Origin of the sequence: Selenomonas sp. WCT3 (assembly GCA_900100835.1) — a bacterium.
GTDB lineage: Bacteria > Bacillota > Negativicutes > Selenomonadales > Selenomonadaceae > Selenomonas_A > Selenomonas_A ruminantium_E.
On the sequence record FNCM01000002.1, the window covers coordinates 210,085 to 235,985 of the forward strand.

At 53.7% G+C, this 25,901-nt stretch carries 30 protein-coding genes and 1 tRNA gene; 9 read left to right on the plus strand and 22 right to left on the minus strand.

Annotated features, from left to right (window positions below; translation table 11 throughout):
- Positions 1–1,005: 1,005 nt before the first annotated feature.
- Positions 1,006–2,208: a hypothetical protein gene (locus tag BLQ36_RS02720; protein ID WP_074513850.1), complete on the minus strand. Its 1,203-nt coding sequence runs from the start codon at positions 2,206–2,208 to the stop codon at positions 1,006–1,008.
- Between the two features lie 293 nt (positions 2,209–2,501).
- Between BLQ36_RS02720 and BLQ36_RS02725 the strand changes: the two genes are divergently transcribed.
- The 6 genes from BLQ36_RS02725 to BLQ36_RS02750 all read left to right on the plus strand — a co-directional run bounded on the left by BLQ36_RS02725 (position 2,502) and on the right by BLQ36_RS02750 (position 5,185).
- Positions 2,502–2,723 (plus strand): hypothetical protein, encoded by a 222-nt coding sequence (locus BLQ36_RS02725; RefSeq protein ID WP_074513851.1) that lies wholly within the window; start codon positions 2,502–2,504, stop codon positions 2,721–2,723.
- Positions 2,724–2,743: 20 nt separating this feature from the next.
- Positions 2,744–2,956: a DUF2922 family protein gene (locus BLQ36_RS02730; protein WP_074513852.1), complete on the plus strand. Its 213-nt coding sequence runs from the start codon at positions 2,744–2,746 to the stop codon at positions 2,954–2,956.
- A 77-nt stretch (positions 2,957–3,033) separates the two neighbouring features.
- Positions 3,034–3,240: a hypothetical protein gene (locus BLQ36_RS02735; RefSeq protein WP_074513853.1), complete on the plus strand. Its 207-nt coding sequence runs from the start codon at positions 3,034–3,036 to the stop codon at positions 3,238–3,240.
- A gap of 13 nt (positions 3,241–3,253) precedes the next feature.
- A complete protein-coding gene (locus BLQ36_RS02740; RefSeq protein ID WP_074513854.1) occupies positions 3,254–3,469 on the plus strand; it encodes a DUF2922 domain-containing protein in 216 nt (71 codons plus the stop codon).
- Positions 3,470–3,481: 12 nt separating this feature from the next.
- A complete protein-coding gene (locus BLQ36_RS02745) occupies positions 3,482–3,631 on the plus strand; it encodes a YvrJ family protein (RefSeq protein ID WP_074513855.1) in 150 nt (49 codons plus the stop codon).
- 78 nt (positions 3,632–3,709) lie between these two features.
- The gene (locus BLQ36_RS02750; protein WP_074513856.1) at positions 3,710–5,185 is read left to right on the plus strand and encodes a DUF4885 family protein; all 1,476 of its coding nucleotides are present in this window, start codon (positions 3,710–3,712) and stop codon (positions 5,183–5,185) included.
- A gap of 58 nt (positions 5,186–5,243) precedes the next feature.
- On the opposite strand, the gene BLQ36_RS02755 is transcribed toward BLQ36_RS02750, so the two are convergent.
- The 8 genes from BLQ36_RS02755 to BLQ36_RS02790 form a co-directional block, all read right to left on the minus strand.
- Complete coding sequence (locus BLQ36_RS02755; RefSeq protein ID WP_074513857.1) at positions 5,244–6,617, minus strand: FlxA-like family protein; 1,374 nt, start codon at positions 6,615–6,617, stop codon at positions 5,244–5,246.
- 918 nt (positions 6,618–7,535) lie between these two features.
- On the minus strand, positions 7,536–7,844 hold the full coding sequence (locus BLQ36_RS13300; protein ID WP_143558659.1) for a hypothetical protein: 309 nt from the start codon (positions 7,842–7,844) through the stop codon (positions 7,536–7,538).
- A gap of 76 nt (positions 7,845–7,920) precedes the next feature.
- The gene (locus BLQ36_RS02765; protein WP_074513859.1) at positions 7,921–8,487 is read right to left on the minus strand and encodes an N-acetylmuramoyl-L-alanine amidase family protein; all 567 of its coding nucleotides are present in this window, start codon (positions 8,485–8,487) and stop codon (positions 7,921–7,923) included.
- 30 nt (positions 8,488–8,517) lie between these two features.
- A complete protein-coding gene (locus BLQ36_RS02770) occupies positions 8,518–9,078 on the minus strand; it encodes a hypothetical protein (protein ID WP_074513860.1) in 561 nt (186 codons plus the stop codon).
- Between the two features lie 2 nt (positions 9,079–9,080).
- Positions 9,081–9,593 (minus strand): hypothetical protein, encoded by a 513-nt coding sequence (locus tag BLQ36_RS02775; RefSeq protein WP_074513861.1) that lies wholly within the window; start codon positions 9,591–9,593, stop codon positions 9,081–9,083.
- Positions 9,578–9,790, minus strand: a complete 213-nt coding sequence (locus BLQ36_RS02780; protein WP_074513862.1) for a hypothetical protein — start codon at positions 9,788–9,790, stop codon at positions 9,578–9,580. The genes BLQ36_RS02775 and BLQ36_RS02780 overlap by 16 nt, the downstream gene beginning before the upstream one ends.
- Before the next feature lie 64 nt (positions 9,791–9,854).
- Positions 9,855–10,199, minus strand: coding sequence for a helix-turn-helix domain-containing protein (locus BLQ36_RS02785; protein WP_143558660.1), 345 nt, complete (start codon positions 10,197–10,199; stop codon positions 9,855–9,857).
- 20 nt (positions 10,200–10,219) lie between these two features.
- Positions 10,220–10,432, minus strand: a complete 213-nt coding sequence (locus BLQ36_RS02790) for a helix-turn-helix domain-containing protein (RefSeq protein ID WP_143102209.1) — start codon at positions 10,430–10,432, stop codon at positions 10,220–10,222.
- A gap of 244 nt (positions 10,433–10,676) precedes the next feature.
- On the opposite strand from BLQ36_RS02790, the gene BLQ36_RS02795 reads away from it, so the two are divergent.
- Both BLQ36_RS02795 and xerC read left to right on the plus strand, forming a co-directional pair.
- Positions 10,677–11,117, plus strand: a complete 441-nt coding sequence (locus BLQ36_RS02795) for a helix-turn-helix domain-containing protein (protein WP_074513865.1) — start codon at positions 10,677–10,679, stop codon at positions 11,115–11,117.
- A 307-nt stretch (positions 11,118–11,424) separates the two neighbouring features.
- Complete coding sequence (gene xerC / locus BLQ36_RS02800) at positions 11,425–12,645, plus strand: site-specific integrase (RefSeq protein ID WP_074513866.1); 1,221 nt, start codon at positions 11,425–11,427, stop codon at positions 12,643–12,645.
- A 186-nt stretch (positions 12,646–12,831) separates the two neighbouring features.
- Here the strand turns inward: xerC and BLQ36_RS02805 are convergent.
- A tRNA-Ser gene (locus BLQ36_RS02805) sits at positions 12,832–12,920 on the minus strand.
- 196 nt (positions 12,921–13,116) lie between these two features.
- On the opposite strand from BLQ36_RS02805, the gene BLQ36_RS02810 reads away from it, so the two are divergent.
- The gene (locus BLQ36_RS02810; RefSeq protein ID WP_074513867.1) at positions 13,117–13,314 is read left to right on the plus strand and encodes a hypothetical protein; all 198 of its coding nucleotides are present in this window, start codon (positions 13,117–13,119) and stop codon (positions 13,312–13,314) included.
- 81 nt (positions 13,315–13,395) lie between these two features.
- Here BLQ36_RS02810 and BLQ36_RS02815 read toward each other — a convergent pair whose 3' ends face one another.
- From BLQ36_RS02815 to BLQ36_RS02870, 12 genes are all read right to left on the minus strand, one after another.
- A complete protein-coding gene (locus tag BLQ36_RS02815; RefSeq protein ID WP_074513868.1) occupies positions 13,396–15,321 on the minus strand; it encodes a TRAP transporter permease in 1,926 nt (641 codons plus the stop codon).
- Positions 15,318–15,803, minus strand: a complete 486-nt coding sequence (locus BLQ36_RS02820; protein WP_412582211.1) for a DUF1850 domain-containing protein — start codon at positions 15,801–15,803, stop codon at positions 15,318–15,320. Before BLQ36_RS02820 ends, BLQ36_RS02815 begins: the two co-directional genes overlap by 4 nt.
- 66 nt (positions 15,804–15,869) lie before the next feature.
- The gene (locus BLQ36_RS02825; protein WP_074513870.1) at positions 15,870–16,832 is read right to left on the minus strand and encodes a TAXI family TRAP transporter solute-binding subunit; all 963 of its coding nucleotides are present in this window, start codon (positions 16,830–16,832) and stop codon (positions 15,870–15,872) included.
- Between the two features lie 141 nt (positions 16,833–16,973).
- Entirely contained in the window at positions 16,974–18,275 is a 1,302-nt protein-coding gene (locus BLQ36_RS02830; RefSeq protein WP_074513871.1) for a M18 family aminopeptidase, read from the minus strand.
- A gap of 35 nt (positions 18,276–18,310) precedes the next feature.
- On the minus strand, positions 18,311–19,144 hold the full coding sequence (rnfB, locus tag BLQ36_RS02835) for an RnfABCDGE type electron transport complex subunit B (protein WP_318260897.1): 834 nt from the start codon (positions 19,142–19,144) through the stop codon (positions 18,311–18,313).
- Between the two features lie 14 nt (positions 19,145–19,158).
- Positions 19,159–19,734, minus strand: coding sequence for an electron transport complex protein RnfA (locus BLQ36_RS02840; protein WP_033170468.1), 576 nt, complete (start codon positions 19,732–19,734; stop codon positions 19,159–19,161).
- On the minus strand, positions 19,734–20,384 hold the full coding sequence (gene rsxE / locus BLQ36_RS02845; protein WP_074513872.1) for an electron transport complex subunit RsxE: 651 nt from the start codon (positions 20,382–20,384) through the stop codon (positions 19,734–19,736). Before rsxE ends, BLQ36_RS02840 begins: the two co-directional genes overlap by 1 nt.
- A gap of 1 nt (position 20,385) precedes the next feature.
- Complete coding sequence (locus BLQ36_RS02850; protein ID WP_074513873.1) at positions 20,386–20,934, minus strand: RnfABCDGE type electron transport complex subunit G; 549 nt, start codon at positions 20,932–20,934, stop codon at positions 20,386–20,388.
- Complete coding sequence (locus BLQ36_RS02855; protein ID WP_074513874.1) at positions 20,934–21,917, minus strand: RnfABCDGE type electron transport complex subunit D; 984 nt, start codon at positions 21,915–21,917, stop codon at positions 20,934–20,936. Before BLQ36_RS02855 ends, BLQ36_RS02850 begins: the two co-directional genes overlap by 1 nt.
- The gene (gene rsxC / locus BLQ36_RS02860; RefSeq protein WP_074513875.1) at positions 21,914–23,269 is read right to left on the minus strand and encodes an electron transport complex subunit RsxC; all 1,356 of its coding nucleotides are present in this window, start codon (positions 23,267–23,269) and stop codon (positions 21,914–21,916) included. The genes BLQ36_RS02855 and rsxC overlap by 4 nt, the downstream gene beginning before the upstream one ends.
- Before the next feature lie 39 nt (positions 23,270–23,308).
- Positions 23,309–23,725 carry a SoxR reducing system RseC family protein gene (locus tag BLQ36_RS02865; RefSeq protein ID WP_074513876.1) on the minus strand — a complete coding sequence of 139 codons (417 nt, stop codon included), beginning with the start codon at positions 23,723–23,725 and terminating at the stop codon, positions 23,309–23,311.
- Between the two features lie 137 nt (positions 23,726–23,862).
- Positions 23,863–25,839 (minus strand): penicillin-binding protein, encoded by a 1,977-nt coding sequence (locus BLQ36_RS02870; RefSeq protein ID WP_074513877.1) that lies wholly within the window; start codon positions 25,837–25,839, stop codon positions 23,863–23,865.
- Between the last annotated feature and the right edge of the window lie 62 nt (positions 25,840–25,901).

Below are 25,901 nucleotides of genomic sequence, written 5' to 3' on the forward strand. Positions count from 1 at the left end.
CAGTCACTACGTCGGACAGACCGCCCCCGCGTACAACGAGCAACAGGCAACGGGTGTCCAGTGGCTTTGGTGTATAGCTGCGCTATCCACGTCGCCACAGACACAGGCACAAATTGACCAGTCAATCTTGAAAAAGGTCAACATTATGCAAAGGTCAATGCGCAGGGGGGGCAGGTTTCGGGACGTGCAGACGCACCTCCCGCTCGTTACAATCCGGTCACCGCAGGCCGCAGCCTTGTCGGTCAAAATCGGCAACAAGGCGGGCGGCACTGAGGGCAGGGGGCCGTCTCTGCACATGGACGCATCCGCGTCCATTCTCCGCCCCCTTTCCCCCTACGGCCCCGGCGGGCGGGGCCTACCCTCTTTCCTCCGTTTTCCTGTCCTGCGGTGCGGCAGCTCCTCGGCCAGAAGGGGAATAATGTGCTGCGGGATAGGGGGACAGGGGGCTTGGCAGCCCTCCCTGCGGTCGGGACGACTACGGCGTCCAGCGAGATAGGAGCAGGATAACTCGCGCCGCCGTACCCCCTGCCCTCAGTGCCGTGAAGTGACCTCACGGGCTATATGCAGCCTGCTTGTCGGTCATGCGTATTCGGTTTGTGTCCATCTGCTCGGGTGGACAGCTTCGCCGTCCACTTCGCAGCAGACACTTTCCGTTGCTATGGATGGAACGATATAAAAAGGAACTGGTTCGCTTATCTCGTCAATGAGTAGTTGACCCGTCAGGCGGGGCAGGACAGCGGGGCTTCACTCCTGCGGCCTTTCGGTCGTCAGTCTCACGCCTATGCAGGCGTTCAAGTCTTCACGCTATTTCTGTATAGGTGTGAACCTTCCTCCCTCCAGCACTTCGTCCTTCCGCCCCGCAGACCTGCCCGGGCACAAGCCGTCACAGGTTCGGGTGTCCGTTGCTTTTGGTGGACAGCTTCGCTATCCACGTCAGCAACCGACACAAGGGGCTGACCAGTCAAAATTGACGGTCAGCCCCTGCTGGGTGTTGTATTTAGGTGTTTATGTATCTGTTCGGATGACACTTCCGTCATCTAATATGCGCCAGCTTACAGGAGCGCGGCTTCCCGGTGCATGGTATAGATTGTTGTTGTCTTCAATCGCCTGATTTAGCGCACGATTTAGTTCACGGACCGAATAGGTCAAATTAGAGCCGTTTTCAATGCCTGCCTGTTGTTGGAGTTTCCGATAGTTTGTATCGCTCACTTCCCGGCCATTAAAGCCTGTACTGCTGGCCCAAAGAGCGCCTGTCTCACGGGTAAAGTTATTGTTTAGAACATTGTCCATCGTGTAGACTTTTCCGCGTACCGCTTTTTGCAGGTGTTCGGTATAAGCTGCGGCGGTATCACTTAGGCCTCTGTTTTTGAGCGCCTGCACGATTTCGCCCTGATTATGATACTTGCCCTGTATCGCGCTTACCCAGATAGACTCTGCTTCTTTGTGTTCGGCCATAAAGCCCAGTTCCTTGATGCCTACTTTGACGAGCGAATTATTGTAGCTGCTGTCTATGCTGGTCTCAAAGCGCTGGCTGGAAGTGCCGAGATTTACCAACACAAATACACCTGCCTTTTGCTGCAGGTTTTGTGCGTAACTCTTGGCCTGTTGGTATTCCGCATTGGTAAATTGACCGCGTTCGATACGATTCGCGGCTTTTTGGTCGTTGGTGCGTGTCTCCGCCTCAAAAGTCATAGCAGCGAAGGTCAGGTTATATTCACGGAAGGAGGATGCACCTCCTGCGGTAATTTTCTCATATACATTGAGGAATTTGCTTAGTGCCTTGTCCAGGCTCCCGGAAAGGCGATTGAGATTGCCGGCATTTTCTGCTGCCTTGTCATTCTGGTGCATTTGGATAGCCCAGCTGATTAAGGTTTCGCCATCAATAAGGACTTCGTTGCTGGGATGATTTAGCTCGTAGTCATACTCACAAGCCTCAAGCGCTGTCCCTCCCCAGACAGTTCTGCTTTCCTGGCTTTCCTTCTCCTCACGTTTGGCCTGCATTTCTTCCGGTGTCAGCGCCCGGAGCTGGCTGGCATCAATGTTCTTAAAGGTTTTCGCATTTATCAGCATCGTATCCGCAGAAATATCCACTTGATAAGCTGCATTTTCCTGCGCCGCTCCGTCTTTTGGTGCGGCTTCCTCTTTGAGCTGTTGTGAGTAGGGTTTGATATAATATGGATTATGGCCGGATGTTTTGTCTACAAGCATTTTCGATACCTCCCTGTTTGCATAAATTCATTCCACATAATATTATCGGTGAAATAGGGCCGAATGTTAAATGATTTCGCGAAATTTTTGGAAAATCTCTTGCTTTTGACCGGTCAACTCCATAATATGGAACTGGAAAGAACTGAATACCGTTGCGGAAATGACAGAAAAAAAGGTTATCCGGCGCGAGTCTCGCGCTTGATATATGGGTTGTCATTCCGCAAGAGGGCCGCCGGGTGACAATCCGGCGGCTCTTTTGCTAGGAAACAGAGTTCCATAAGGAGGGAAACAACATGACTGTTCGCACGAAACAGACCACCACCTTGAAAATCACCCGTGTCACTGGCACGTCCAGTACGGGGAAGGAAACCCATGATTTTGTCAACCTGTCCGTCAATCCAGAACTTGCCGACGGGGACGTGCTTTCCATCGGGAGCAAGCTCAGCAACTTGCAGAAGTACCCCGTGGACGGCATTGGCCGCATTGACGCAAGTACGCTGGCAGAAGAACACTAAGGTTAAGGGAGGGCTAGACCATGAAAGAAACGCTTTTGATTGAGTTTGCGGTGGAAAACGGCAAAAACACCACCATTTCCATTCCCGACCCCCGGGCTGATGTGGCCAAGGCCGATGTGGCTGCGGCGGCAGAGGAAATCGTGGCCAAGAAGGCCGTCCTTTCTGCAGGCAACCCGGTGACGGCCTTTAAGCGGGCCTACGTCCGCACCATTCAGGAGACGGAACTGGAATAAGGGCAGCGCATTTGCGCCTAAAGGGGAGGCCGCTGGGGAAACCTTGCGGCCTCCTGTTTTCATAGGAGGGAAGAATTATGCGAAAGAATCCGACCACCACCTTGAAAATCGCCTGCGAGTATGGCTATGACTACGACCGGGTGATTTGCAAAAACATCAATCTGACGGTCAATCCCGAGGCTGCCGATGACGATCTGCTCCTGGCCGCCAAGACCATTGCAGGCTTGCAGACGCTCCCCCTGCACGGCATCGAGCGGCTGGATATGTGCGATTTAGCAGAATGAGGAGGGCTGGCTTATGCAAGTAACACTGATGATTATCCTTTGGCTGGAAAACGGCAAGACCATGACGCTGGCCATCCCCTACCCCCGGGAGGGCCTGACGGAAGCGGAAGTCCATACGGCCATGTTTGAACTCTTGAAGCGCGAGGTCATCCTGTCCGAGAACGGTGTGCGGGCCACCGCCTTCAAAAAGGCCTACCTGCGCATTGTGGATGAGCAGGCTTTGCCATAAGGAGGGCGGAAAATGGAACAGACCATACTCACCGCCATTTCCGCCGTGGGCTTTCCCATCGTGGTGACCTTTTACCTCCTCACCAGCTTCCAGAAGTCCATGGACAAATTCACCGACAAGCTGGGAGAGCTTATACAGGAGCTGAAACGGTTGGAGAAATGACAAAATCCATTTAACAAATCAGCTGGTTATCCGATAATATAAGTGGTTGGAGCGATTTTCTGCGGGGAGGCGAAAACGATGCTCTATAACAAAGTAGGTCACTTGGATGCCAGCGGTAATTACGTCTATACCAAGAACAGTGACCGCATTGCCAATGAAAAGCGGCAGTATCTCAGCACAGACAGCGAGTATACGGTGGAAATCAACGCCCGGAAGGGAAAGATTATTGCCGATAACTTCCATGATGAAATCGTGGAGCTGCAGCACAGTGAAAATCCCGGCGCCATCCTGTATAAGCGCTATGACATGACCGACCTTATGCAGTTTAATCATGTGCAGACATTATGGAATTTTTTGAACGATGATGGCTCCGGCAGTATTGGCACGGGGATGCTTATCGAGCCTATCCTCAAAGGCGAGCCGGTGATGAGAGGCGACATGGAGGAGGCTTTGGAAAAGCGCTTTCAGCGGCAGATTATCAACAAGCAGCTGGACAATATCTTTACGGCGGCAAATATCAAAATCCCGGAAAATGTTTCGCTGGATTTCACCGTTACCACGGACTACAAAATCCACGTTATCGGGGATGCAGATGCTTCTCTGCTAAAGCGGGTCGAAAACGTCCTCAACCGCACCCCGGGCAATGGCCGCGCCTTGTCGGAACACATTCGGGAAATGACCTATTGCAGCTGCATGAAGGCAGACGAGGCGGACAAGGAGGCCTTGAAGACCTGGGCGCAGGATGCGCACAAGATACGCTATGAAAACGGCTCCCTCTACGATTACAGCCATTACCAGTACGGCGACGGACAGACACAATGGCTGGAAGAATGGGAGGCCAATCTGCGCAAGATAGGCGATAACGAAGAAGACTTTGCCACGCCCAGCTGGCTGAATGCCGCGACGCTAAAAGAATCTGCGTGGCCACAGATGTTATTGAAAAAATCCCGGGAAACACTGGACAAAATGGTATGCAATGGCTTTTTGTCCAACTGGGCAGCCGAAATGGGCAACCGAAATATCGACATTACCCATTGGAATTTCCGCTTTGACTTTTCCGCCCGGCGCGGCGGCTGGTGCGTTGTGGGCCATGAGGGAACGCCGGCGGCCTCCATCATGGAAAAGACCTTAAATCAGGAGGACATCCGCCGGAAACTCCTGCGGAATGTGATTGCCTCCATGAACCCTGCGCGGCTGCAGCACAAGGTAAAGGCCTATTTTCGCCCCATGACCCTGCGGGAAATCGAGGATGTACTGATAATTGCTGAAAAGTATGCCAACCGGCATGAAGAACTGCTGCCCCCCAAGGTATTAGACCGGCTATATGATGCCGCTGAGGATATGTCCAAGGTGATAGCGGATAATGAGGTGGCGGTATATAAAATCGAACAGCAGCTATACAAGCGTGTAGAAGAAGGCTGGGACCCCTGTTCCGACTTTGATGTAAGCATCGAATACCGCAATGGCCATATCTATGACTTAGGACAGGAAGAACAATACGGCTGGGGCGAAACCGAATGGATAGAACGGGTCTATTGCCATAAAGAAGCATAGGGCAAAAGCGGGGGCTGACCGTCAAATTGACTGGTCAGCCCCCGCTGGTTGTTATGGATTAGCGGTTTCTTTGTTGTTCCAGCTGTTGCAGCTGTATGTCGGCAATCTGCTGCTGGTAGGTGTTAATCATCTTCTGATAGGTTGCCGCCTGTTTCTCGATAGCTTCCGGGGATAGGTTGAAATTCTTGTGCAGGGCGGAAATCTGCTGGCGCAGGCGTTGGATTTTTTCCCGCAGGGCGGCTATCTGTTCTTCGCCTTGCTTGTTTTTGGCAACAGGTTCGTCCTGGTCTTCCTTATTGTCCACCAGAAAGCCGTTTTCATCGCGCTTTTGTGGATTGGCCCGCAAATCGGCCAGTCCTTCCTTGCCCCTTTGGGCGATGGCGGCCAAATCCTTGGCGGAAAATCTCACCTTCGTTTCGGACAGGCCTAATTTCTGTGCAAAGTCCTGATAGGCCTCTTCGCCGACGGTTTCCCGCCACAGCTCGCCCATATTGGCCTTGTAAGAGAATTGGCCCACGGATTTATCCAGTTTCATGCTGCCGCTGCCTATGTGGCTGCGGGCTTCTTCGATATTGGCCTGCAGGGCAGCAGCCAAATCCTCATGCCCATCTTCCGTCAGGGCGGCATAGAGTTCGTCTGCATCCTTGTACTCGCCCTGTACGGCTTTTATCCAGATGGCTTCCCCTTCCTGATGGTTAGCCATGAAATTCAGCAGGTTTACGCCTACATGAGCCATGGAACCTAAATTGCTGGCTTCGATGTCGTTGGCAGCGTTCAGGTGCTGGGGGGATTTATATACTAAGTCCACGGCCAGCAGTACGCCGGATTTTCCCTGCAGGGTACTGGCGTAGTCCTTGGCCTCCTGATAGAATTTTTCCAATGACGCTGACCATTGGCCGTCCTTCTTCCAGCCCTCAATGGTTCCCTCGTTGCTCCGCTCTGCGGCGGCCTGGGTAATGCCTGCATACAGCTGGTTATATTGCAGGAAGGTTTTGGCACCGCCCTGCTGTATGTTGTCCGCCGCCTGAAAGAATTTTTCCTGCCGGGCAACAACGTCCGCATCAAAGTTTTTCGTCCAGCCGTAACTGCTGCGCAAAATCCCCATGTAAACGCCTGCACTGGTATCGCCGTTCCGATTGCTCAATAAATCCATGCTGATGTCCGTAGCGGTGATTTCCCACAGCGGAGTCTGGGTCTGACTGCTGGCCTTCATGGCCCGGGTGGCTTCCCTGTCCATGAGAGTGCTGTCTGATAGCAGCTGGCCGCGCTTGTCTGCAAGGGTCGGGGCGATTTTGGCCGCCTCTTCTTTTCGTGTGCTTGCAATCTCCACCGTATAGGCAGGCGTGGCCATAGGGTCTTCCTGCTTGACTGTGACCGGGGATTGGTATTTCATGCCAGTGCCGGGCACATTGGCAATGCTGTCAATTTTCACGATGTTTCCTCCTTGAAAAGTTCCGTTCCTAAATATTCTCAACCTATATATCGGATAATTCCTGCAATTTATTAAGGGAATTTTGAAAAAAAGCGGGGATGGCAGGTGTCGGTTGGCGACGTGGATAGCGAAGCTGTCCACCAAAGCCAACGGACACCCCGTAGCCTGTGACCGCTTGTGCCCGGGCAGGTCTGCGGGGCGCAGTGACGAAGTGCTGGAGGGAGGAAAACTCCTACCTGTACGGAAATAGTGCGAAGACCTGAGCACCCGTACAGGCAGGAGCTTGACGACCGAAAGGCCGCAGGAGTGAAGCCCCGCTGTCCTGCCCCGCCTGACGGGTCAACTTCTTTCTTGCGGGATAAGCGAACCAGTTTCTTATTATATCGCTCCATCAATAGCAACGGAAAGTGTCTGCTGCGAAGTGGGCAGGTTTCCTGCCCACCCGAGCAGGCGGACACAAACCGAATACGCCCTATCGACGAGCAGGCTTCCACCAGTCTATGAGGTCAGCACGAGGCACTGCGGGCAGGGCGGTACGGCGGCGCGAGTTATCCCACTCCGCTCTCGCTGGACGCCGTAGTCGTCCCGACCGCAGGGAGGGCTGCCAAGCCCCCTGTCCCCCTATCCCGTGGCACATTATTCCCCTTCCTGACCGAGGAGCCACAGCACCGCAGGACAGGAAATCAGGGGTAAGGGGGTAGGCCCCGCTGGACGGGGCCGTAGGGGGAAAGGGGGCGGAGAATGGACGCGGATGCGTCCATGTGCAGAGACGGCCCCCTGCCCGCAGTGCCGCCCGCCTTGCTGACGATTTTGACCGACAAGGCCACGGCCTGCAGATGCCGGATTGTGACGAGCGGGAGGTGCGCCCGCACGTCCCGCCACAACAGCCTGGGCACGGTCAAAGTATATATTTTTTGTTCACGTTACGCGCACATTGCCGTGATTTTGTGCTATACTATTTTTGCCGCTACCTCTTACCATGGGAATCTCACGGCAGCGAGGGAGGTGAGGCTTGTGGTTGAGAACCTTCTGGCATCGTTTGTCGTAGGTGTAGTCAGCAGCTTCATTGCTGCATGGCTCTACGACAAAACCCGTAACAGCGGCAACCGGTAAAACTGTCACCTGTCTGCCCTTACCAATCAGGCGGATGACGCAGAAAAGCACCAGTGCATTGCATTGGTGCTTTTTCTGTATCGGGCATAATAAAAGAGCCTTGCAGGTTACCAAGCTGCAGGCTCCTTTACCGGTGTAAACTTGTGGTCTACCCTCTTGCATCGTTTGTAGCTTCATTATACCATTTCTGCTAGGGGCTGGCAAGAAAATTTGCGTAGTCCGTCACCCCCCGGGCGATGGCCCGTGCGATGTCGTCACCGTGCTGGGTCAGGAGGGTGACGTCTGCGCTATCAATAAAGCCGGTTTCCACGAGGACGGCGGGCATGGTGGTATGGCGCAGGACGCAGAAGGAGGGATGGGCTTTAATGCCTCGGTCTTTATAGCCTGCGTCAAAGGGGGAGAGACTTTTGACAAGCTGGTTTTGGATGCAGCGGGCAAGTCTGCCGCCCGCGCCTGCCGTGTCGTAGCAGAAGGTTTCTGCGCCCCGCCCGCCGCCCGCGTTGACGTGGATGCTGATGAATACATCCGCAGGCCATGCGTTGGCGGCATCCACTACGCAGGGGAAGCCCGGGGCCTCGCCATAGAGGTTGTGGCTTTGCAGGAGCTGGACGGAGCACCCCGCCGCCTCCAAGTATTTGCCGCACAGGGAGCCATAGGTCAGAGCAAGGTCACATTCCCGCAAGCGGCAGGTGGGATTGACACAGCCGGGGTCAGGGTCACCGCCCAGAGCATGGCCGGGGTTTAGGAATACACGCATAGAGTCGCTTCCTTTCTTTCCACAGAGGGCTTATTCTACCACAAAACCGTCCTCGGTCTGCCAGGTGTGGTAGGTGTCCTCCCCTTCGTATTCGTGGGAGTATACGGTATAGGTGCCTTCTTCCAGCAGGCTTTCGCTGATGTCAACACAGGAGCCCAGCGCGTTCATCAGGGCGTCCGTCCATTCGTCAAAGTCGTAGAAATTCCCCGCGACATGGGGCATGGCAGGCAGAAAGCTGTCATGGGCGGCGGGGAGCGTTTTGGCGGCGGGCGGAGGGGCCGTGGCAGAAGGGGCAGGCCTGTTATTGGTGGGCGGGGCAAGGGGGACTTCACCGCTGGGATTGTCCCCGGCCTTCCCTTGGCCCTTTTCCTCCTGCTGACCGCTTTCGCCCTGTTGACTGGTCAAGGTATAGATGAGCTTGCGGCTCTCTTTGGTGATGGAAAGAAGCCCCTCGGCCACCAGTTCCTGCCGGGCGGCCACAATGCTGCCGTGACTTAATCCCGTCTTATCCCGCAGCCAGTATTCGTCAAAGTAGCCCCCGCCCCGGGCGGTGATGACCTGCAGGAGATTTTGTGCTTTGGCCGATAACATGGTCACACCTCCCCGAACATTTGCATTACCACATATTCCCGCACACCGTGAGGCGGGCGCTTTTTGATGCCGTGCTCCCGGTCGCGGATATTCATGCCGTTTTCAAAAAGCCTGCGGCCTGCGATGGTGGAAAAGTCGATATAATCCTGTCCCAGCATGGCACAGCGGGGCAGAATTTCCCGGGCCACATTCCAGGCAAGGCTGGCATAGAGCTGGGCCCAAAGCCGGGCCATGTGGGTGTAGCCAAAATCCCCCAGCGCAAGGGAAATATCCAGTATATCGCTGCCGGAAAGGTCAGCGTCCTCCGTAAGGTCAACGCTATGGGGCGCAATATGCAGGGGCACCCACAGGAAAAGTCCCGCAGAAGTCAGCCGTTCATCCAGTAGCTGCCGCCAGTAAGCGGCGAGGGTGGGCGGCCCGGACAAAACCTCTGAGGCGGGCTTTTCTCGTTCGAGACAATCTGCGATATAGAGGGCCTGCGGCCCGTCAATCCTTAATCTTATGCTTCGTTCCATGTCCGTACCGCTCCTTTCTCCTCTGCCCGGGCAACTCTGGCCACCGGGCGGCCATTCACTAAGGCGACCATGGTTGACCGGTCAACGCACAGGGGAACCCGCGCCCGCCGATACACCTCCAAGACCGCACACTCCACGGCTGTCCTGCCGCTAAATTCTGTGTATTCCTCGAATCCAACTTCTCGCGTAATTCTCAATGTCAAATCTCCCCCTACCGGGTGCCCTGACCCACCCCCACGTGGATCAGGACACCTGATGTCGTTATGACGGGTCAACCTTGCCCTCACTCGCCGCCTTCACTTTGGACGGGCGGGGCGCAAGGGGCTGACCGATGTTGATGTTCGAGAGCAGGTAATAGCCTGCAGGCTTGTTGCCTCCAAAGGCGGTGTGGCGGATATAACCGTAATCCTCCAGCTCCCGCCGGGCCCTTTTGACCATGGTCACGGACATTTTCGTACCCCCGGCCAGTTCCAGCAGGGACAGCCGCAGGGGAAAATGCCAAAAGGCTTCATTGCCCCGATACATCAGATAAGACCATAATGCCTGCGCATGGGTGGATAACGGGAAGGCCAGCTGCCGCTTGTAAAAAAAGCGGATTTCCTGCATCCACCCGCCCACCGTATCCATTAGATTTCAATGGACGGCAGGCAGGCGTCCTGATGGGCGGCATAGTCTGCCAGCCAGTCCTCTGCTGACTGTTTGTGAATCATAATACGATGTCCGATGCGGATAGCTGGAAACCCCCGCACATGGGAGAGCCGCCGGATGGATTTTTCCCCCAGCCCTGTGATTTTCGAAAACTCCTGCACCGATAAAAGAATCTTGCTTGTTTCTGCCATTTCATCCACGCCTTTCCTGCTATTCAGATGGGAGTACCTACCCACATGGACATTGACCAGTCAAAATCTGCCGAACTACTAGAAAATAACTGGTTTTGAAACATTACTCCCCATCTGTTAGTCTTATTATACTATTATTCGGGCGCACTGTCTACCAAAATGTAATGATTTTATCGTATTTTAACAGTATTTTGTGGTATTTTGCGGTAGACTATGGTAAAATAAGGGTGAAAGGAGGTGTGCCATGAACGACAAGAGCAACAAAGACCGCGTGGCAAAATCTGACCGGTCAATACGGGAGGAGCGTCCTGATTTAGCGGCAAGGTTCGCTGATTTGGCTGCTCAGGAGGCTTGCGATAACCTGTTTCCCAAGCGGATTAAATCCCTGCGGCAGGATTTGGATATACGGCAAAATGAAATGGCGGATATCTTGGGGGTGCCCAGCACCACTTATGCCAACTGGGAGCAGGGCAGAGCCTTTCCCAGCGTTGACCGCCTGCCGCGCATCGCGGCCTTCTTTGATGTCACGGTGGATTATCTTCTCGGAGCCAATCGGGACACCGTGAACCGCCGCATTGTCGAGCAGCTGGCCGTTCTCTCACCGGAGCAGCGGCAGGCTGTGGAGTTAGTTTTATCCAGTATGAACAGCAATAAGAAAAGCAGCAATAAATCCAGCAAGTCATGATATAGGATTGACGGTGTTTGGGCAGAGCCTACCCACTACTATTATATAGAAGGTTATGTCTTCAAATAGGGTTCGTCTTAGGGAGCCTTGGAGGCCTTGCGCCCCAAGGGATAGCGGCTATCCACAGGGCACATTGTGCCCGCAGTTGTACCCACAGTTGTACCCGCAGATGTGCCCGCAATAGTACCAACCCTGCCCGTTATCCACCGGTTAATCACAAGAAATTCACAGTTTATCCACAAGGTTATCCACATTTTGGTGGATAAGTCCATGCCTTTCCTGTGACGACGTTAAGGAGTGACAGGAAATGACAACGATAAAGAAATCGGCACATCGTTGTGCCGGCGAAGGTTCGATTTACAAGGACAGCACCCGTGACCGCTGGGTTGCCCAGATAACGGTGGGCTTTGACGGGCGGACAGGCCGCCTCATCAAGCGGACGAAATACACCCGTACCCGCAAGGAGGCGCAGGCGGCACTAGCGGAGCTCAAGGAAAAGTATGCAAGTCAGACGGCACTTTTGGCTTGCAGCATGACGGTGGGCCAGTGGCTTGACCGCTGGTTTGATACCTATTCGCGGCCGCATATCCGACAGAATACGGCGGCGGGTTATTTGCTCATGCTCGACCTGGCCAAGGAGTATGTGGGCAGTATTGACCTTGAATCCTTGTGCAGTTTTGACCTGCAGAACATCATCAATAAGCGGCTCTACACCCATTATCGGGAGGCGCAGTATTTTCGGACGGTTCTGCGCATGGCGTTTCGGCGGGCGGTGAAGTTAAAGCTCATTCCGGAAAATCCTGCCGAGGATTTGGAACTGCCCAAGAAACCGCCCAAGCGTCCCTTTGTGGCACCCACCAAGGAGCAACGGGAGGCGCTGATTGAGGCACCGTCCATCTATTACTGCTGGCGGCAGATGATGCTGGTTGAATTTATGACCGGCCTTAGACGCGGGGAGCTTTTGGCCCTCCATTGGGAGGACTTGAATCTTGATGAAGGCTGGCTGAAAGTCCGCCATGCACTGGTCAACGGGCAGAAGGAAGAAGGGATGGAGGCGTACCCGGTCTATTTGAGCCAGCCCAAGACGGAAAAGAGCCGCCGCCAGCTTTATCTGCCGCCTGCCCTCTGCAAGGAGCTTGCGGCCTACAAAGTCCAGCAGATGAAAATGCGGTTGCAGAATGGCCACTGGGAGCACCCGGAAATGGTGTTCACGGATAAGGACGGGGACTACATCAGCCCTTGCGTCTTTTCTTCCCAGTACACCAAAGTCCGCAAGAAGCTGGGCATCCAGACGACCTTTCATATGTTGCGCCACGATATGGCCAGTCGGATGAAGGCGTCCCACCAGTTTGACTTCAAGGATATTCAGGAGCAGCTGGGCCATAGCACTATCCAAATTACTATGGATATTTATACACATATCAATGAAGAAAAAAAGACTGCGGTCAGCAACTGGCTGCAGGAAGATATGGATAATATCGTGGATTTTGGAGAGTGTGATAAAAGTAAATCATATCAGTTGAAATGAAAAAAGGGGACGACCAGAGCAGAAAAATCTGCCTGTTCGTCCCGACCTATCTGACGGAAAAACGTCCCGAAATGGCCTGTAACGGCTGGAAAAATACCTCCGTGTTACCCGCTAATTACCCGCTGAACCTCTAAAAAACACAGCAAAAAAGACCCACGCAAAATCGCGCGAGCCCTTTAATCTCAATGGCAGAGAGGGTGGGATTCGAACCCACGGTGGCTATTAACCACACTTGATTTCGAGTCAAGCACCTTCGACCACTCGGACACCTCTCCGTGTTCGTTGCGAACAGGAATATTATACCACAGGCGATTGATTATTGTAAAGATATTTCATGTAATAAAAGAGAATATATATCGTTAAAAGTTTCTTAAAAAAATTATCGTTTCTTATTGCATATCCTGATTCTTTCCTCTATAATAAACTTGCGGTCCTGCACAGACCGACGACACTCTATCGGGAGGTTATGGTTTGAATAAACAAAACGCTGACCGGGCCACCGCTAGCTTCGCTTTACTGGAGGAGGATTTTTTCCTGCTTCAAGCCAAAGCTGAGGATGTCCTTCTTGAGGCGGTAGGACTAGGTCAAAAAATGCAGGCAGCTTTTGACCGTCATAGCGACATTATGAGCTCTGCAGTGCTGAGGAAGGCTCTGTGCAGTAAAAAATGAGCTGATGACGCAGAAAGCCCCCGGATTACGAAATCCGGGGGCTTTTCCTTTTATCGCACGATTTCAGCGACAAAATCCAAGTTACACCGTTTGTATCTGCTGTTTCCTTTTCTGCTGGAACAACAGGATGATGACGAAGATAGCAATTCCGATAACGTCCGTCAAGAGTCCCGGCTTAATCATCAAAAGGCCGCCCACTACCAACAGGATGCGTTCTGGCGTACGGCAATTGTCTGCCAGATAACCAATCAAAGCCGAAGACAGAGCTACCATTCCAATGAGAGCCGTAACCGTCGACAACAGCAAGTCGACAGCCGTTCCTTCCATCATCAGAATAACCGGCGATAGCACGAAAATATACGGAATGATGAAGGCCGCAATGGCCAGCTTCGAAGCGTTGACGCCTGTTTTCAGCGCATTGCCACCGCTTATGCCCGCACCGGCATAGGCAGCGAGTGCCACCGGCGGTGTTACATCGGCAATGATGCCGAAGTAGAAGACAAACATGTGCGCCGCCAGAACCGGAACCCCCATCTGCACCAGTGCCGGCGCAGCAATTGTCGACGTAATGACATAGTTAGCCGTCGTCGGCACGCCCATGCCCAGAATAATAGCTGTAATCATGGTAAAGAACATGGTCGGCAGCAGCATACCTCCGGACAATTCCAACAAGCCGGAGGCCAATTTGAGGCCAACACCCGTTTTGGTTACCACACCGATGATAATACCAGCTGCAGCACAGGCTACCAGTACCCCCAGGACATTGCGGGCACCTTTTTCCAAGCCCCGAACAATCTCAATCGGTTTCATGCGGGTTGACTTGCGAAGGGCCGAGCAAATGATGGACAAGACGATTGCCACCAAGGCTGCGCGCATCGGCGTATACCCCGACACCAGCAGATAAACAATGATAATCAGCGGCAAAGCCAAATGACCGCGCTCCTTCAATAGCGTCAGGATTTTCGGCAGTTGGTCGCGCGGAATACCTTTAAGGTTCTTGCGCTTTGCCTCAAAATGTACCCCCAGCCACACGCCAGCGAAATAGAGCAAGGCCGGAACGACAGCCGCTTTGACGATATCGATATACGGCACACCGACGAATTCCGCCATCAGGAAGGCTGCGGCTCCCATTACCGGCGGCATCAACTGGCCACCCGTGGAAGCAGCCGCCTCAACGGCACCAGCAAAATTCTTATGATACCCCAGCTTTTTCATCATAGGAATCGTAAGGGACCCCGTACCAACTACATTGGCAACCGAACTGCCGGAAACCGTCCCCATCAAGCCAGAGGACAGCACTGCCACTTTAGCCGGGCCACCACTGGCCCAACCGGCAATAGCATTGGCAAGGTCAATGAAGAACTTGCCCAAGCCCGTAGATTCCAGATAAGCACCAAAGAGAATAAACAAGAAAATAAAGGTAGAAGAAACACCCAGGGGAATACCAAAAATACCCTCCGTCGTAAAATACAGATGGCTGACCAACTGGGAAAGGGTCAGGCCACGATGGGCCAGCACCCCCGGCATATACGGGCCAGCAAAAGCATAACCTAAAAATACCAAGACCACACAAACCATCGGCAGGCCTACGACGCGGCGGGTAGCCTCAATGACCAGCAGGATACCCACAGCACCTACCACCAAATCTACATCCGAAACGGTACCAGCCCGCAGCACAAGATTCTGGAATTCGTAGATGATGTAGGCCGGAGCAGCCGCTCCCAAAACAGCCAGCACCAAATCAAGGGGATGAATTTTATGCCGCGACCAGGATTTGCAGGTCGGGTATAAAAGATAGACCAACGCCAAACCGAACCCAAGATGGATACCGCGCTGCAGCTGTGCATCCAGCACACCAAAGGTAGCGGTATAAAGTTGAAAGACCGAGAACGCGATGGCAATGGCCGCCACGATTTTCGCCATAAAGCCCGTATACTCCATGGTATCGGACTCTTTATCGAATTCCTTCAGGACGTCCTCGGCTCTCTTTGCTTCAGACTCTTTCATGATAACAAACCCTTTCCTAATGAATTGACATAGATTTCTACCGGCGTTCCCGGTGGATATGATTCATAGATACGGTATTCCTGCCCCCCCAGAAACAGGGTCAGCTTCGTGCCCACCCCAGTTCGGAGCGTCAGCGACGGGAAATGCCGTTCCATATTATCCATGATGTAATAATCGCCTTCCTGCCGGAAGTCCCCCTCTCCTTCCAGGAAAGGCAGGCCGACACCAAAGGATTGATACTTTGTGGAGTGAAGAACAAAACTGTGACCATCCGCATCGACGGCTAAGTTTTCTTCCACTGGCGTTTTCTGCACCGAATGGATGAAGCGGATGGAAAATTCCGTACCAGGCGCTGCCTGCACCACCGCCACGCGGCTGCCACCGGCCTTTACAAACAGGCACGGTCTGCTGAGGATATATCCGCCCCCCAGCAATATGCCGATAATACCCAGCCAAACCACTGGCCGTTTCCACCAACACAATTTTGTCACTTTCCTCCTACGTAATTAGCCTTCCTCAATGATACTGAGGAAGGCTAACTGCTTTTCTTATTCCTTGAAGAACTTCTCGGCACCAGCGTTCATCGGCAAGGACATTCCCTTCATCGCACCATCTTTCGTGATGAGCTTGCCAACGGAATGAGCTGCCTGCAACCGGTCGAGATTCGAGAAGATTGCCTTGGCAATCTCGTAGCCCAGCTTGTCATCGACTTTATCCGTAGCAACCAGCATAGCCATAACGGAAATCGTCTGAACTTCCTCGTTGAACCCTGCATAGGTTCCTGCCGGAATCGTCGTCTTCGTGTAGAACGGATACTTCGCAATCAGCGCCTCAGCCTTGTCGCTGTCCACTGGCAACAGGCGAATCTTGTTCTGGGAACTGATATCCTGAACCGATGCCGTCGGATAACCCGCCGTCAGGAAAGCAGCATCCACATTGCCATCCTTGAGGGCGCTGGCGCCTTCAGCAAAGGACAGGTACTGAACTTCAATGTCGTTATAGGTGATGCCATAAGCTTCGAGAATCTGGCGGGCATTTGCCTCAGCACCAGAACCAGCTGCACCGACGGCCACCTTCTTGCCCTTCAAATCCTTGATGGATTTGATCCCCGAGCTGTCCAGGGTTACAAACTGGCAAGTCTCCGGATACAGCGTTGCGATGCCGCGGATGTTGTCCACTTTCTTATCCTGGAACATCTCCGTGCCGTTCACAGCGTAATAGGTAATATCATTCTGAACAATAGCCAGATCCACCGAGCCATCCTTCAGCATATTGATATTGGCCACGGTAGCACCGGTACTCTGAGCACTGGCGTTCATGCCTTTGATATCCTTGTTGAGGATTTCTGCCATTGCGCCACCGATTGGATAGTAGGTACCAGCTGTACCGCCCGTCGCGATATTCAGGAATTTTTTGCCGCCGTCATCGCCACCGCAACCGGTGAGAACTGCTGCCGAAACAACCATAGCCATGCCAATGGCTGCCAGTTTCTTGAATTTACCAAAGTCCATACAAACGCCTCCTATGTCCATTTTTGCATACAATATTTTTCATACCACGTATGTAATTATAGCATAGCATATATACATAATCAACAAGCATGCTATAAAAAATATTGTCTTTTGTAAAGTATATCTGTATACATTACACACTCAATCACCCATAAACACTTGCAGGAGTTTTGACAAGGCCTCCTGATCTGCCCCCGCCATGGTTTCCCGTACCGAATGCATGGCTAGGATCGGAACCCCGATATCCATGGTACGCATAGGCACCAAAGCCGAGGCAATCGAGCCTAAAGTAGAGCCGCCACGGCTGTCGCTGCGATTGACAAATTGCTGCCATTTGATGCCCTGCGATTCGCAAAGGCCGCGAACCACCGCCACAGCTTCCGCATCCCCGGCATAGGACTGGGAACAGGCCTGCTTCAAGGTGAGCCCCGCCCCCATCACCGGCCGGACAGCCGGGTCCGCCTTATCGGCATAATTGGGATGAACCGCATGGGCTACATCCACCGAGAGCAGGAATCCTGCGGCAATATCCCGCAGCAGGTCTTCCTGGGATTTTCCCAAGGCAGTGTACAAGCGCTCCAGCACCTGCATAAGAACGGCGGACGCCGCCCCCTGCTTCGTGCAGCTCCCCACCTCTTCATTGTCAAAGAGAGCAATCAGCCGGATACCCGTGCCGGTCTCCGCTGCCCCGCAAATTCCATCCAGGCAGGCTTTTACCGAAGTGAGATTATCCAGCCGCGGGGAAGATACCATTTCCTCATGCAAACCTACCGTACAACCATGTTCCACCGGATAAAGGGATAACTCATAGGAAAGGATATCCTCAACGGCTGTACCCAGTTCCTCTGCCAGCCAATCCACGAAAAAAGTCTTGGCATCAGCATCTGCCTCCAAAGATTCCACTCCGCCGAAGGCAACTGCCAGTGGCAGCATATCCGTCTGGACATTGAGTTTTCCTTCATCATTTACCTCCCGGTCCATGTGAATGGCCAAGCTGGGGATTGTCACCAGCGGCCGCTGAAAATCCACGAGACGGATTTCCGGATTAAAGGCATCTTCGCCACGAACCACGATTTTTCCTGCTAAGGACAACGGCCGATCCAGCCAAGTTCGCAAAATCAAACCGCCGTATTTTTCTACATTCAATAGGCCGCATTTTTCTTTCACCATACCAGCCTGCGGTTTTAACCGGAAGCAGGGAAAATCCGTATGAGCCGCCGCCATCCGCAGCTGCCCATCGGACTCTCCCGCCACGAAGGCCAGCAGCGTCGAATCGTATACCGTCACGAAGTACTTTCCGCCCCGCTCGATCTGCCAGGAATCCGTCAGCGAAAGCTCTCGAAACCCTGCCAGCCGCAGCCGCATCGCACTGGCTTGAACAGTATGGAAGGGCGTTGGACACTCCGCAACAAAGTCCAGTAATTCTTCAGTTTCAGTATTCATAAAATCAATCCTTTACTAAAAATATGCCACCTGTATTATACCACCTCCTTCATCATACGCCCTGCCACCAGTTCCTGTATCGCCTTGGTCGGGCACTTGGCAAGGCAGGTGGGGTTGTCACAGGTCTTGCAGATTTCCTGATCCACCACGGCCACGAACCGGTCAATCTTGATCGCACCATGTTCGCAGCTGCGCATACAAAGGCCACAGCCAATGCAGGCATTCTGACAGAGTTTCTTCGCCACCGGCCCCCTATCATGCGAACTGCATTCAACCTGTACCGGAGCCTCAAAACTCTGTAGTGTCAAAATCGCCTGCGGGCAGGTCGAGACACATTTGCCGCAGCCGGTGCAAATGGCCTTATCCACCACAGGCAGCCCATCTGCCCCCATGGAAAGCGCACCAAAGGGACAGGCTCGCACGCAATTGCCAAACCCAATGCAGCCGTATTTACACCCCTTGGGCCCACCTTGAATGAGTTTTGCCGCCGCACAGTCCCGGATGCCTTCATACCGGGCCGCCATTACTGCCGCCGTTTTCGTTCCACGGCATTTCAGATGCGCATATTTTGGTTCGGCAGCCTCAGCCTTTTTCCCCGTGAGTTCTGCCACCTTTGCCGCCACTGCTGCCTTGCCCGGCACACAGAGATTTGGCGGCACGCTCTCATCTTCCACCACTGCCTCAGCATATTTCGCGCAACCAGCAAATCCGCAAGCGCCGCACTGCCCTTTGGGCAATATATCCTCTACTTCATGGATAAGGGGATTTACCTCCATGGCAAATTTCTTATCTGCCAGCGCCAGCACCACGCCAAAAAAAGTACCGATCCCCACCAGCACCACAATAATCATAACCGCAGTATTCATCATCAGTCACAACCTCCTCACAGCATCCCCGAAAAACCGAGGAAAGCCAGGGAAAGCATTCCTGCTAAGATAAAGGCGATGCCAATCCCCTCAAGGGGTTTCGGAACATCGGCATAGGCGAGCTTCTCCCGCAGGGATGCCATCAAAATAATAGCCAAGGCAAAGCCAAGTCCTGAACCAATGGCAAACACAATGCTCTTAAGCAGGCTGTAGCTGTTCTCCACATTGAGCAGCGGCACGGCCAGCACGATACAATTGGTGGCAATCAATAGCAGGTAAATGCCCCACATATTGTAGAGGGCAGGAGCCTGTTTCTTGATGATGAGTTCCAGCAGCTGTACAAAACTTGCCGTCAGCACGACAAATACAATTGTCGTCAGGAACGTCAGCCCCAAGGGCTGAAGCACAAAGAAATACACAATCCAGGCCAGGATCGAGCTCATGGTCATAACTGAAGTAACCGCCATGCCCATCCCCACCGAAGCACTGAGATTCTTGGATATGCCAAAGAAAATGCAAAGCCCCAGAAACTTGGTCAGCACGAAGTTGTTGACGACAACTGCGCCGATAAATAAGGTAAGATATTCTGCCATTACGACTCAGCTCCCTTCATCGTCTCCATGCGGCGGGCTTCCTGGGCCTTCTTCTCCTCCACATGTTTATTCCAGGTTTTTGTGGCCGCCACCAAATAGCCAATCAGGATAAAGGCCCCCGGTGGCAATACCATCATCAGCATCGGCTCATAGCCGTCGCCAAACACCGGCATACCTAGAATCGTCCCGGCACCGATGAGTTCGCGAATCACTGAAATGATCAGCATGGCCAGCGTAAATCCACAGCCCATGCCAAACCCATCGGCAAAGGATTTCACCACACCGTGTTTCGACGCATAGACCTCCGCCCGGGCCAAAATGATAGCAAACACCACCACCAAGGCCAAATAGATACCCAACGCCTTATAAAGTTCGGGGAAATAGGCCTGCAAAACCAGCTGAGCCACCGTAACGATGGTCGCTATCGAAGTGATGTAAACCGGCACACGCACCTTAGGATTTACCCATTTGCGCACGATGGACACCACCACGTTATTCGTCGTAATGACAAAGGTAACCGTAAGCCCCATCGTAAGGCCATTGACAACGCTTGTAGTAACCGCTAGGGCAGGACAAAGGGACAGGGCAAGAATAAAAATCGGATTTTCGGCCACCAGTCCCTTGCTGAAGATATTCCATAATTCCTTCATTTTATTTCCCTCCCTGCAAGGCCGCAACTTCCTCTACTGCCTGCTTGATGCCAAGCACCACCGCCCGCGAGGAAATCGTCGCACCGGTCATAGCCTGAATGTCCTCTTTATCCGCAGGGTCCTTCGTGACCACCAGATGTTCCATTCCCTTGCCAGCGAACTGCTGCCGGAAGGCGGGCTTCTGCGCATTATCACCGAGGCCCGGCGTCTCGTTGTGTTCCAGGATATTGTAATCGATGACCTTGGCGTCCACCGTCACCGCTACCAGCAGCTTGATTTTACCGCCATAACCCTTGGTCTCACTGGGGACGATATAGGCGGTGGTTTGACCGTTCTTTACCGCCGCAAACCAGCCCTCATGTCCACTCACTTCCTGGAAGGAATCCGCATCGGGAACCAAGGCCTTCATGGACTCCTGCTTCATCAGTTCTGCCTTTTGCGCCGCCACGGGAGCCGTCACGTAATAGACCGAGCCAATGACCACCCCAGAGATAAAACAGGCCATCGCCAAATTCGAAGCAATCTTCACAATCGAATGTTCCTCAGCCATCACTTGTCACCTCCAGCCCCAAAGATACGCGGTTTCGTAAAGCGGTCAATAAGCGGCGTCAGCGCATTCATCAAGAGAATGGAATAGCAGACGCCCTCCGGATAGCCGCCCAACAGACGGATCAACACCGTAAGGGCCCCAGCCCCGACGGCAAAGATGACCTGCCCTTTGACCGTCATGGGAATCGTAACCATATCCGTAGCCATAAAGAACGCCCCCAGCATCAAGCCCCCGGCCATCATATGGAAAAGCGGGTCGCCAGTAAAGAGCCCCGCAGGGCCAAAGACAAAGGTCAGCAAACCAACGGTGCCAATCATGACCACCGGCACCACCCAATTCACATACCCCTTCCCAATCAGATACAGGCCGCCTAACAATAGCAGCACCGTACTGGTCTCCCCTAAGGAGCCATTGCGGGTTCCGATAAACATATTCCAATACAGACCTGCCTGACCGCCAAAGGTTGCCAGCAGGGCATCATACCCCTGCAGTTTAAGGATATTCAACGGCGTTGCGCTGGTCATGGCATCCACCCCAGCACTCATGTCCTGCATCTTCGTCCAAGTGGTCATTGCCACCGGCCAAGAGACCATCAGCGCCGCCCGGCCAATATGGGCAGGATTGAAGATATTGAACCCCAAGCCTCCCATGGACTGCTTGGCCACCACGATGGCCAGCACCGAACCGATTGCCACCATATACGGCGGCAAGACCGGCGACATAGACATCGCCAATAGCAGTCCCGTTATGCAGGCACTGCCGTCAAAAGCCGTAATCGGCTGGTGCATTGCCCGCTGCCAGATGTACTCCGACGCCACCGCAAAGATGACGCCCACCACCATATTGACCAGTGCCGGCAGGCCAAACCACCAGACGGCAAATGCCGCCGCTGGTAGCAGCGCTGCATTTACCCGCCACATAATCCCCGGGATCGTCTCACCATCGCGAATATGCGGGGAACTAGAAATCGTATACTCACTCATGCCTTCGCCCCCTCTTTCTTCGCCGGTTCTTCCTTGGCTTTCGCCTTTGCCATCTCCGCCCGCACAAAGCCCTTGGCGTTGCGGATATACTGCACGATATTCCGTTTCGCGGGGCAAATATAGGTACAACAGCCACACTCCACACAGTTCATCAAACCGTAGGAATCACGGCAAGCCGCAAAATCCTGACGCTGGGAAAGTATCGATAACATGCTGGGCACCAGCCCCATGGGGCAGGCTTTGACACAACGGCCACAGCGGATGCAGTTCATTTCTGGGCCATGCTCCGTAAGCCTGCGGGTCAAGGCCAAAATTCCGGAGGATCCCTTCATCACCGGAACCTCATCCGTAAACTGAGCCATGCCCATCATGGGGCCACCCGCCAGCAGTTTATCTGGTTCTTCTTTAAAGCCACCGCAGAAGGCAATAGCATCACTATATTTCGTACCGATGCGCACCCGCAGGTTCTTCGGTTCGGCAATGGCATCCCCCGAAACGGTCATAATCCGCTCCGTAAGGGGCACCCCGCGTACCACCGCATCGGCAATGGCCGCCACCGTCCCTACATTCTGCACCACGGCCCCCACATCCATGGGCAGCCCTCCCATGGGAACTTCCCGGTCTGCCAGCACTTTGATCAACATCTTCTCTGCCCCCTGGGGATACTTCGTCTTGAGGGCTGCCACCTCGATGCCGGTTCCCGCGCCAGCCTTTTTCAACGCATCAATAGCCTCCGGTTTATTGTCCTCGATGCCAATCACACTGCGCTTGACCCCCAGCACCCGGGCAAGAATCTGCGTTCCCTCCACCACCTGCGCCGGTGACTCTAGCATCAGCCGGTAATCCGCAGTCAAATACGGCTCACACTCAGCGCCGTTGAGGATCAGAATATCCACGGGTTTCGACGGTTTTAACTTGATATGGGCCGGAAAGGTCGCTCCCCCCATACCGACAATGCCCGCGGACTGGATAGCGTTTAGAATCTCCTCATTCGTCATCGCCGTCCAATCCCGCTCCAGCGGCAGACCGTCTGCCCAACTGTCCTCCCCGTCGTTTTCGATGACAACAGCGGAACAGCTGATGCGCCCCGAATGGGGACGCTCTTCAATGCGGATGACCTTACCAGATACCGGGGCATGAATATCCGCATGCATAAAAGCCGGACTCGTGCCGATAAGCTGCCCCCGTTTCACCAGGTCCCCCACCTTCACACAGGGGGTGCAGGGGGCACCGATATGCTGGCTCATTGGCACGACGAGTTCCTTTGGCGCCGGCATCACCTCAATGGGCTTAGCCTTTGCCAGTTCCTTGCCATCGTGCGGATGAATCCCACCAAGAAAACTCCTGAACATGAACAATCACCTCATAGCTCCCTAAAATATCTGAAACGGTCAATCCTCTATAATCTCGAGAATAACCGGTTTCATCCCTTGTTTCTTCGCCACTTGCCGGTCAAACAGCTTGATTACCAGCAGTGACAAAACGAAAAAAAAGCCAGCACCGAACTCAGCCCAGAAGGAAATTTCTCCTCCCACGCCAATCGCAAGCTGCCAGCCCAGCACAGCCCCCGAAGCCGCCGCCAAAAGCGGCAGCACAAACACCACAAAAGCTCCCGTCAGCACCTGCGTTTCCTGCATGGCGAACCGCACGCGCTGGCCAGGTTTAGCACCAATTCGATTGATGGCCTCTACCATCACCTGCTGGCTTGAAGGACAAGCGCCGCAGGCAGAACAATCTGCGTGACGCCCCACCTTAATACTGGCCAGACCATCCTGGACTTTCACCACCAGGCCTTCTTCCTGTTTCATCCAGCCACCTCCTCTGTTTTCCTATTGTCTAGATTCGTTTTTTGTTCCAAATTTCCTTGTTTTTTATCATCTGTGAAAATTTTATTTTTCCAGGCACGAAAAAAAGCCTTCCGTAAACGGAAGGCTTTTCCCATTCATTATTCTGGTTTGAAATATACGACAATACTGCGGCCTTGGTCCACCAGTGTATTCGGCGGGATACTCTGCCCCGAGGCAAAGCCTGATCCCTCGCTTTCAAAACTCAAGCCCTTATCACTGGCAATACGGGCAGCTTCCCGGAGGCTTTTCCCCGTGAAATCCGGCATGACAATCATGCCCTCCGGCACAACACCCTCGTACCCTTTGATTGGCTTCGGCTGCGGCGTCTTCGGCGGCTCCATGCCCGCAAACGGGTCACTGGACGGAGCAATCCGCATATAGCGGAACAGCTGGGAGAAAATCCGGCTGGCCACCGGAGCGGCAATCTGTCCACCGTAGTAGTTGCCCTGACTCGGGTCATCAATCATGACCAAAACCGTAAGCTGCGGATCCTCCACCGGCGCGAAACCACAGAAGGAGGCAATATAACGCCCCTCCATATAACCGGCACCATCCTCACGGATTTTCTGGGCCGTACCCGTCTTGCCGGCAATGCGATAGCCTTTAACGCCGGCCTTAGCACCACCACCGCTGGCAACGACCTGTTCCAAGAGACCGATGAGGGTCTTGTCCGTAGCCGACTCTATCGTGCGGCGCACCTCCTGGGGGCTGCGCTCCTCATAGACCGAGCCATCAGCATTGCGGATGGACTTCACGATATAAGGCTTCAGCAGCACACCATCGTTGGCAATGGCCGACATGGCCGTCACCAGCTGCAGCGGCGTCACAGCGATACTCTGGCCAATCGACATGGTGGCAATATCGGAGTCACGCATCTGCTCTGGGTCGAATAGGATACCACTCTCCTCGGCCGGCAAATCGATGCCTGTGGCCTCGCCAAAGCCGAACTTCTTCGCGTAATCCGTAATCTTGTCCGCCCCCAGACGCAGGCCTACCTGAGCAAAGCCCGTGTTAAGGGACTGCTTGACGACATCCGTGAACGTAACGGTACCAAAGCTCGTACCGCTCCAGTTCTGGATGCGGCGTCCCGATACCATGACATATCCCGGGTCCACAAAGACCTGATTTGGCGTAACCACCTGCTCCTGCAAGGCCGCACCGGCAACCACCGATTTAAAGGTGGAACCCGGCTCATAAATAAAGGACACAGCCCGGTTTTTCCAAACCTCTGGCTTGTAATCCCAAAACTTATTGGGATTATAAGAAGGGCGCGATGCCATTGCCAGCACCTCGCCGGTCTTCGGATTCATGACCACACAGGTAATGGACTTGGGCCGGTTCTCCGCCACCGCCCGATCAAGCTCCTGCTCGACAATGAACTGGATTCCGCTGTCGATGGTGAGCTCAACGGTCTTGCAGTAATCCCCGCGATAATGACGGCTGCTGGAAAAAATCGAATCGAGAATCGGCCGGTCGCGGCGATCCGTAGTCAGATATTTCTCTTTGATTTCTCCCTTGAGCAGGCTGTCCAGCGCCTGTTCCACGCCATCCAAGCCCTTATCGTCTGTCCCCACAAAGCCCAGGACATTGGCCGCCAGCACGTCGTTGGGATAATAGCGCTTCGCCTCATCACGGAAGCCCAGGCAAGTGGAGTAGCCCTTCTCCTTGATGAGCGCCCGCACAGCCTCGTATTCCGACTGTTCCATGCGGCGTTTGACCCAGACAAAACCACCGCCCACGGCAATATCATCGAGAACGTCCTGCTCCGTCTTCTCAATAAGCGGAGCCAGATCCGCCGCCAAAGTCTGCGGATCTTCCACATGATTCGGGTCAACATACAGGGACTTAGTCATGGTACTGACCGCCAGCTCACGGCCGTTGCGGTCGATAATCGCACCGCGAGGCGACTGAATGGCATAATCATGCCCCACCTGATTTTTCATGCGCTCTGAGAGCTCATTTCCCTGTATCAGCTGCAGCCAGCCATAACGCAAGACGACTATTCCCAAAATAAAAAGCATAAACATCGCGAGGCCGGTAATATGCTTTTGCGTCTCGTACCGTCTCTTCTTCATTCCTCTATATCACTCCTGTCGCTGCACGACATACTTACCGAAATTATACTCCTTATATCATA

Coding starts and splice junctions, on each gene's coding strand:
- BLQ36_RS02825 (WP_074513870.1), bottom strand. CDS start 16,832: ATGGACTTTGGTAAATTCAAGAAACTGGCAGCCATTGGCATGGCTATG.
- BLQ36_RS02850 (WP_074513873.1), bottom strand. CDS start 20,934: ATGGCTGAGGAACATTCGATTGTGAAGATTGCTTCGAATTTGGCGATG.
- BLQ36_RS02790 (WP_143102209.1), bottom strand. CDS start 10,432: ATGGCAGAAACAAGCAAGATTCTTTTATCGGTGCAGGAGTTTTCGAAA.
- BLQ36_RS02750 (WP_074513856.1), top strand. CDS start 3,710: ATGCTCTATAACAAAGTAGGTCACTTGGATGCCAGCGGTAATTACGTC.
- BLQ36_RS02865 (WP_074513876.1), bottom strand. CDS start 23,725: ATGAAACAGGAAGAAGGCCTGGTGGTGAAAGTCCAGGATGGTCTGGCC.
- rsxE (WP_074513872.1), bottom strand. CDS start 20,384: ATGAAGGAATTATGGAATATCTTCAGCAAGGGACTGGTGGCCGAAAAT.
- BLQ36_RS02730 (WP_074513852.1), top strand. CDS start 2,744: ATGAAAGAAACGCTTTTGATTGAGTTTGCGGTGGAAAACGGCAAAAAC.
- BLQ36_RS02840 (WP_033170468.1), bottom strand. CDS start 19,734: ATGGCAGAATATCTTACCTTATTTATCGGCGCAGTTGTCGTCAACAAC.
- BLQ36_RS02775 (WP_074513861.1), bottom strand. CDS start 9,593: ATGGAACGAAGCATAAGATTAAGGATTGACGGGCCGCAGGCCCTCTAT.
- BLQ36_RS02770 (WP_074513860.1), bottom strand. CDS start 9,078: ATGTTATCGGCCAAAGCACAAAATCTCCTGCAGGTCATCACCGCCCGG.
- BLQ36_RS02720 (WP_074513850.1), bottom strand. CDS start 2,208: ATGCTTGTAGACAAAACATCCGGCCATAATCCATATTATATCAAACCC.
- BLQ36_RS02745 (WP_074513855.1), top strand. CDS start 3,482: ATGGAACAGACCATACTCACCGCCATTTCCGCCGTGGGCTTTCCCATC.
- BLQ36_RS02855 (WP_074513874.1), bottom strand. CDS start 21,917: ATGAGTGAGTATACGATTTCTAGTTCCCCGCATATTCGCGATGGTGAG.
- xerC (WP_074513866.1), top strand. CDS start 11,425: ATGACAACGATAAAGAAATCGGCACATCGTTGTGCCGGCGAAGGTTCG.
- BLQ36_RS02740 (WP_074513854.1), top strand. CDS start 3,254: ATGCAAGTAACACTGATGATTATCCTTTGGCTGGAAAACGGCAAGACC.
- rnfB (WP_318260897.1), bottom strand. CDS start 19,144: ATGATGAATACTGCGGTTATGATTATTGTGGTGCTGGTGGGGATCGGT.
- rsxC (WP_074513875.1), bottom strand. CDS start 23,269: ATGTTCAGGAGTTTTCTTGGTGGGATTCATCCGCACGATGGCAAGGAA.
- BLQ36_RS02725 (WP_074513851.1), top strand. CDS start 2,502: ATGACTGTTCGCACGAAACAGACCACCACCTTGAAAATCACCCGTGTC.
- BLQ36_RS02735 (WP_074513853.1), top strand. CDS start 3,034: ATGCGAAAGAATCCGACCACCACCTTGAAAATCGCCTGCGAGTATGGC.
- BLQ36_RS02815 (WP_074513868.1), bottom strand. CDS start 15,321: ATGAAAGAGTCTGAAGCAAAGAGAGCCGAGGACGTCCTGAAGGAATTC.
- BLQ36_RS02765 (WP_074513859.1), bottom strand. CDS start 8,487: ATGCGTGTATTCCTAAACCCCGGCCATGCTCTGGGCGGTGACCCTGAC.
- BLQ36_RS02870 (WP_074513877.1), bottom strand. CDS start 25,839: ATGAAGAAGAGACGGTACGAGACGCAAAAGCATATTACCGGCCTCGCG.
- BLQ36_RS02785 (WP_143558660.1), bottom strand. CDS start 10,199: ATGCAGGAAATCCGCTTTTTTTACAAGCGGCAGCTGGCCTTCCCGTTA.
- BLQ36_RS02830 (WP_074513871.1), bottom strand. CDS start 18,275: ATGAATACTGAAACTGAAGAATTACTGGACTTTGTTGCGGAGTGTCCA.
- BLQ36_RS02795 (WP_074513865.1), top strand. CDS start 10,677: ATGAACGACAAGAGCAACAAAGACCGCGTGGCAAAATCTGACCGGTCA.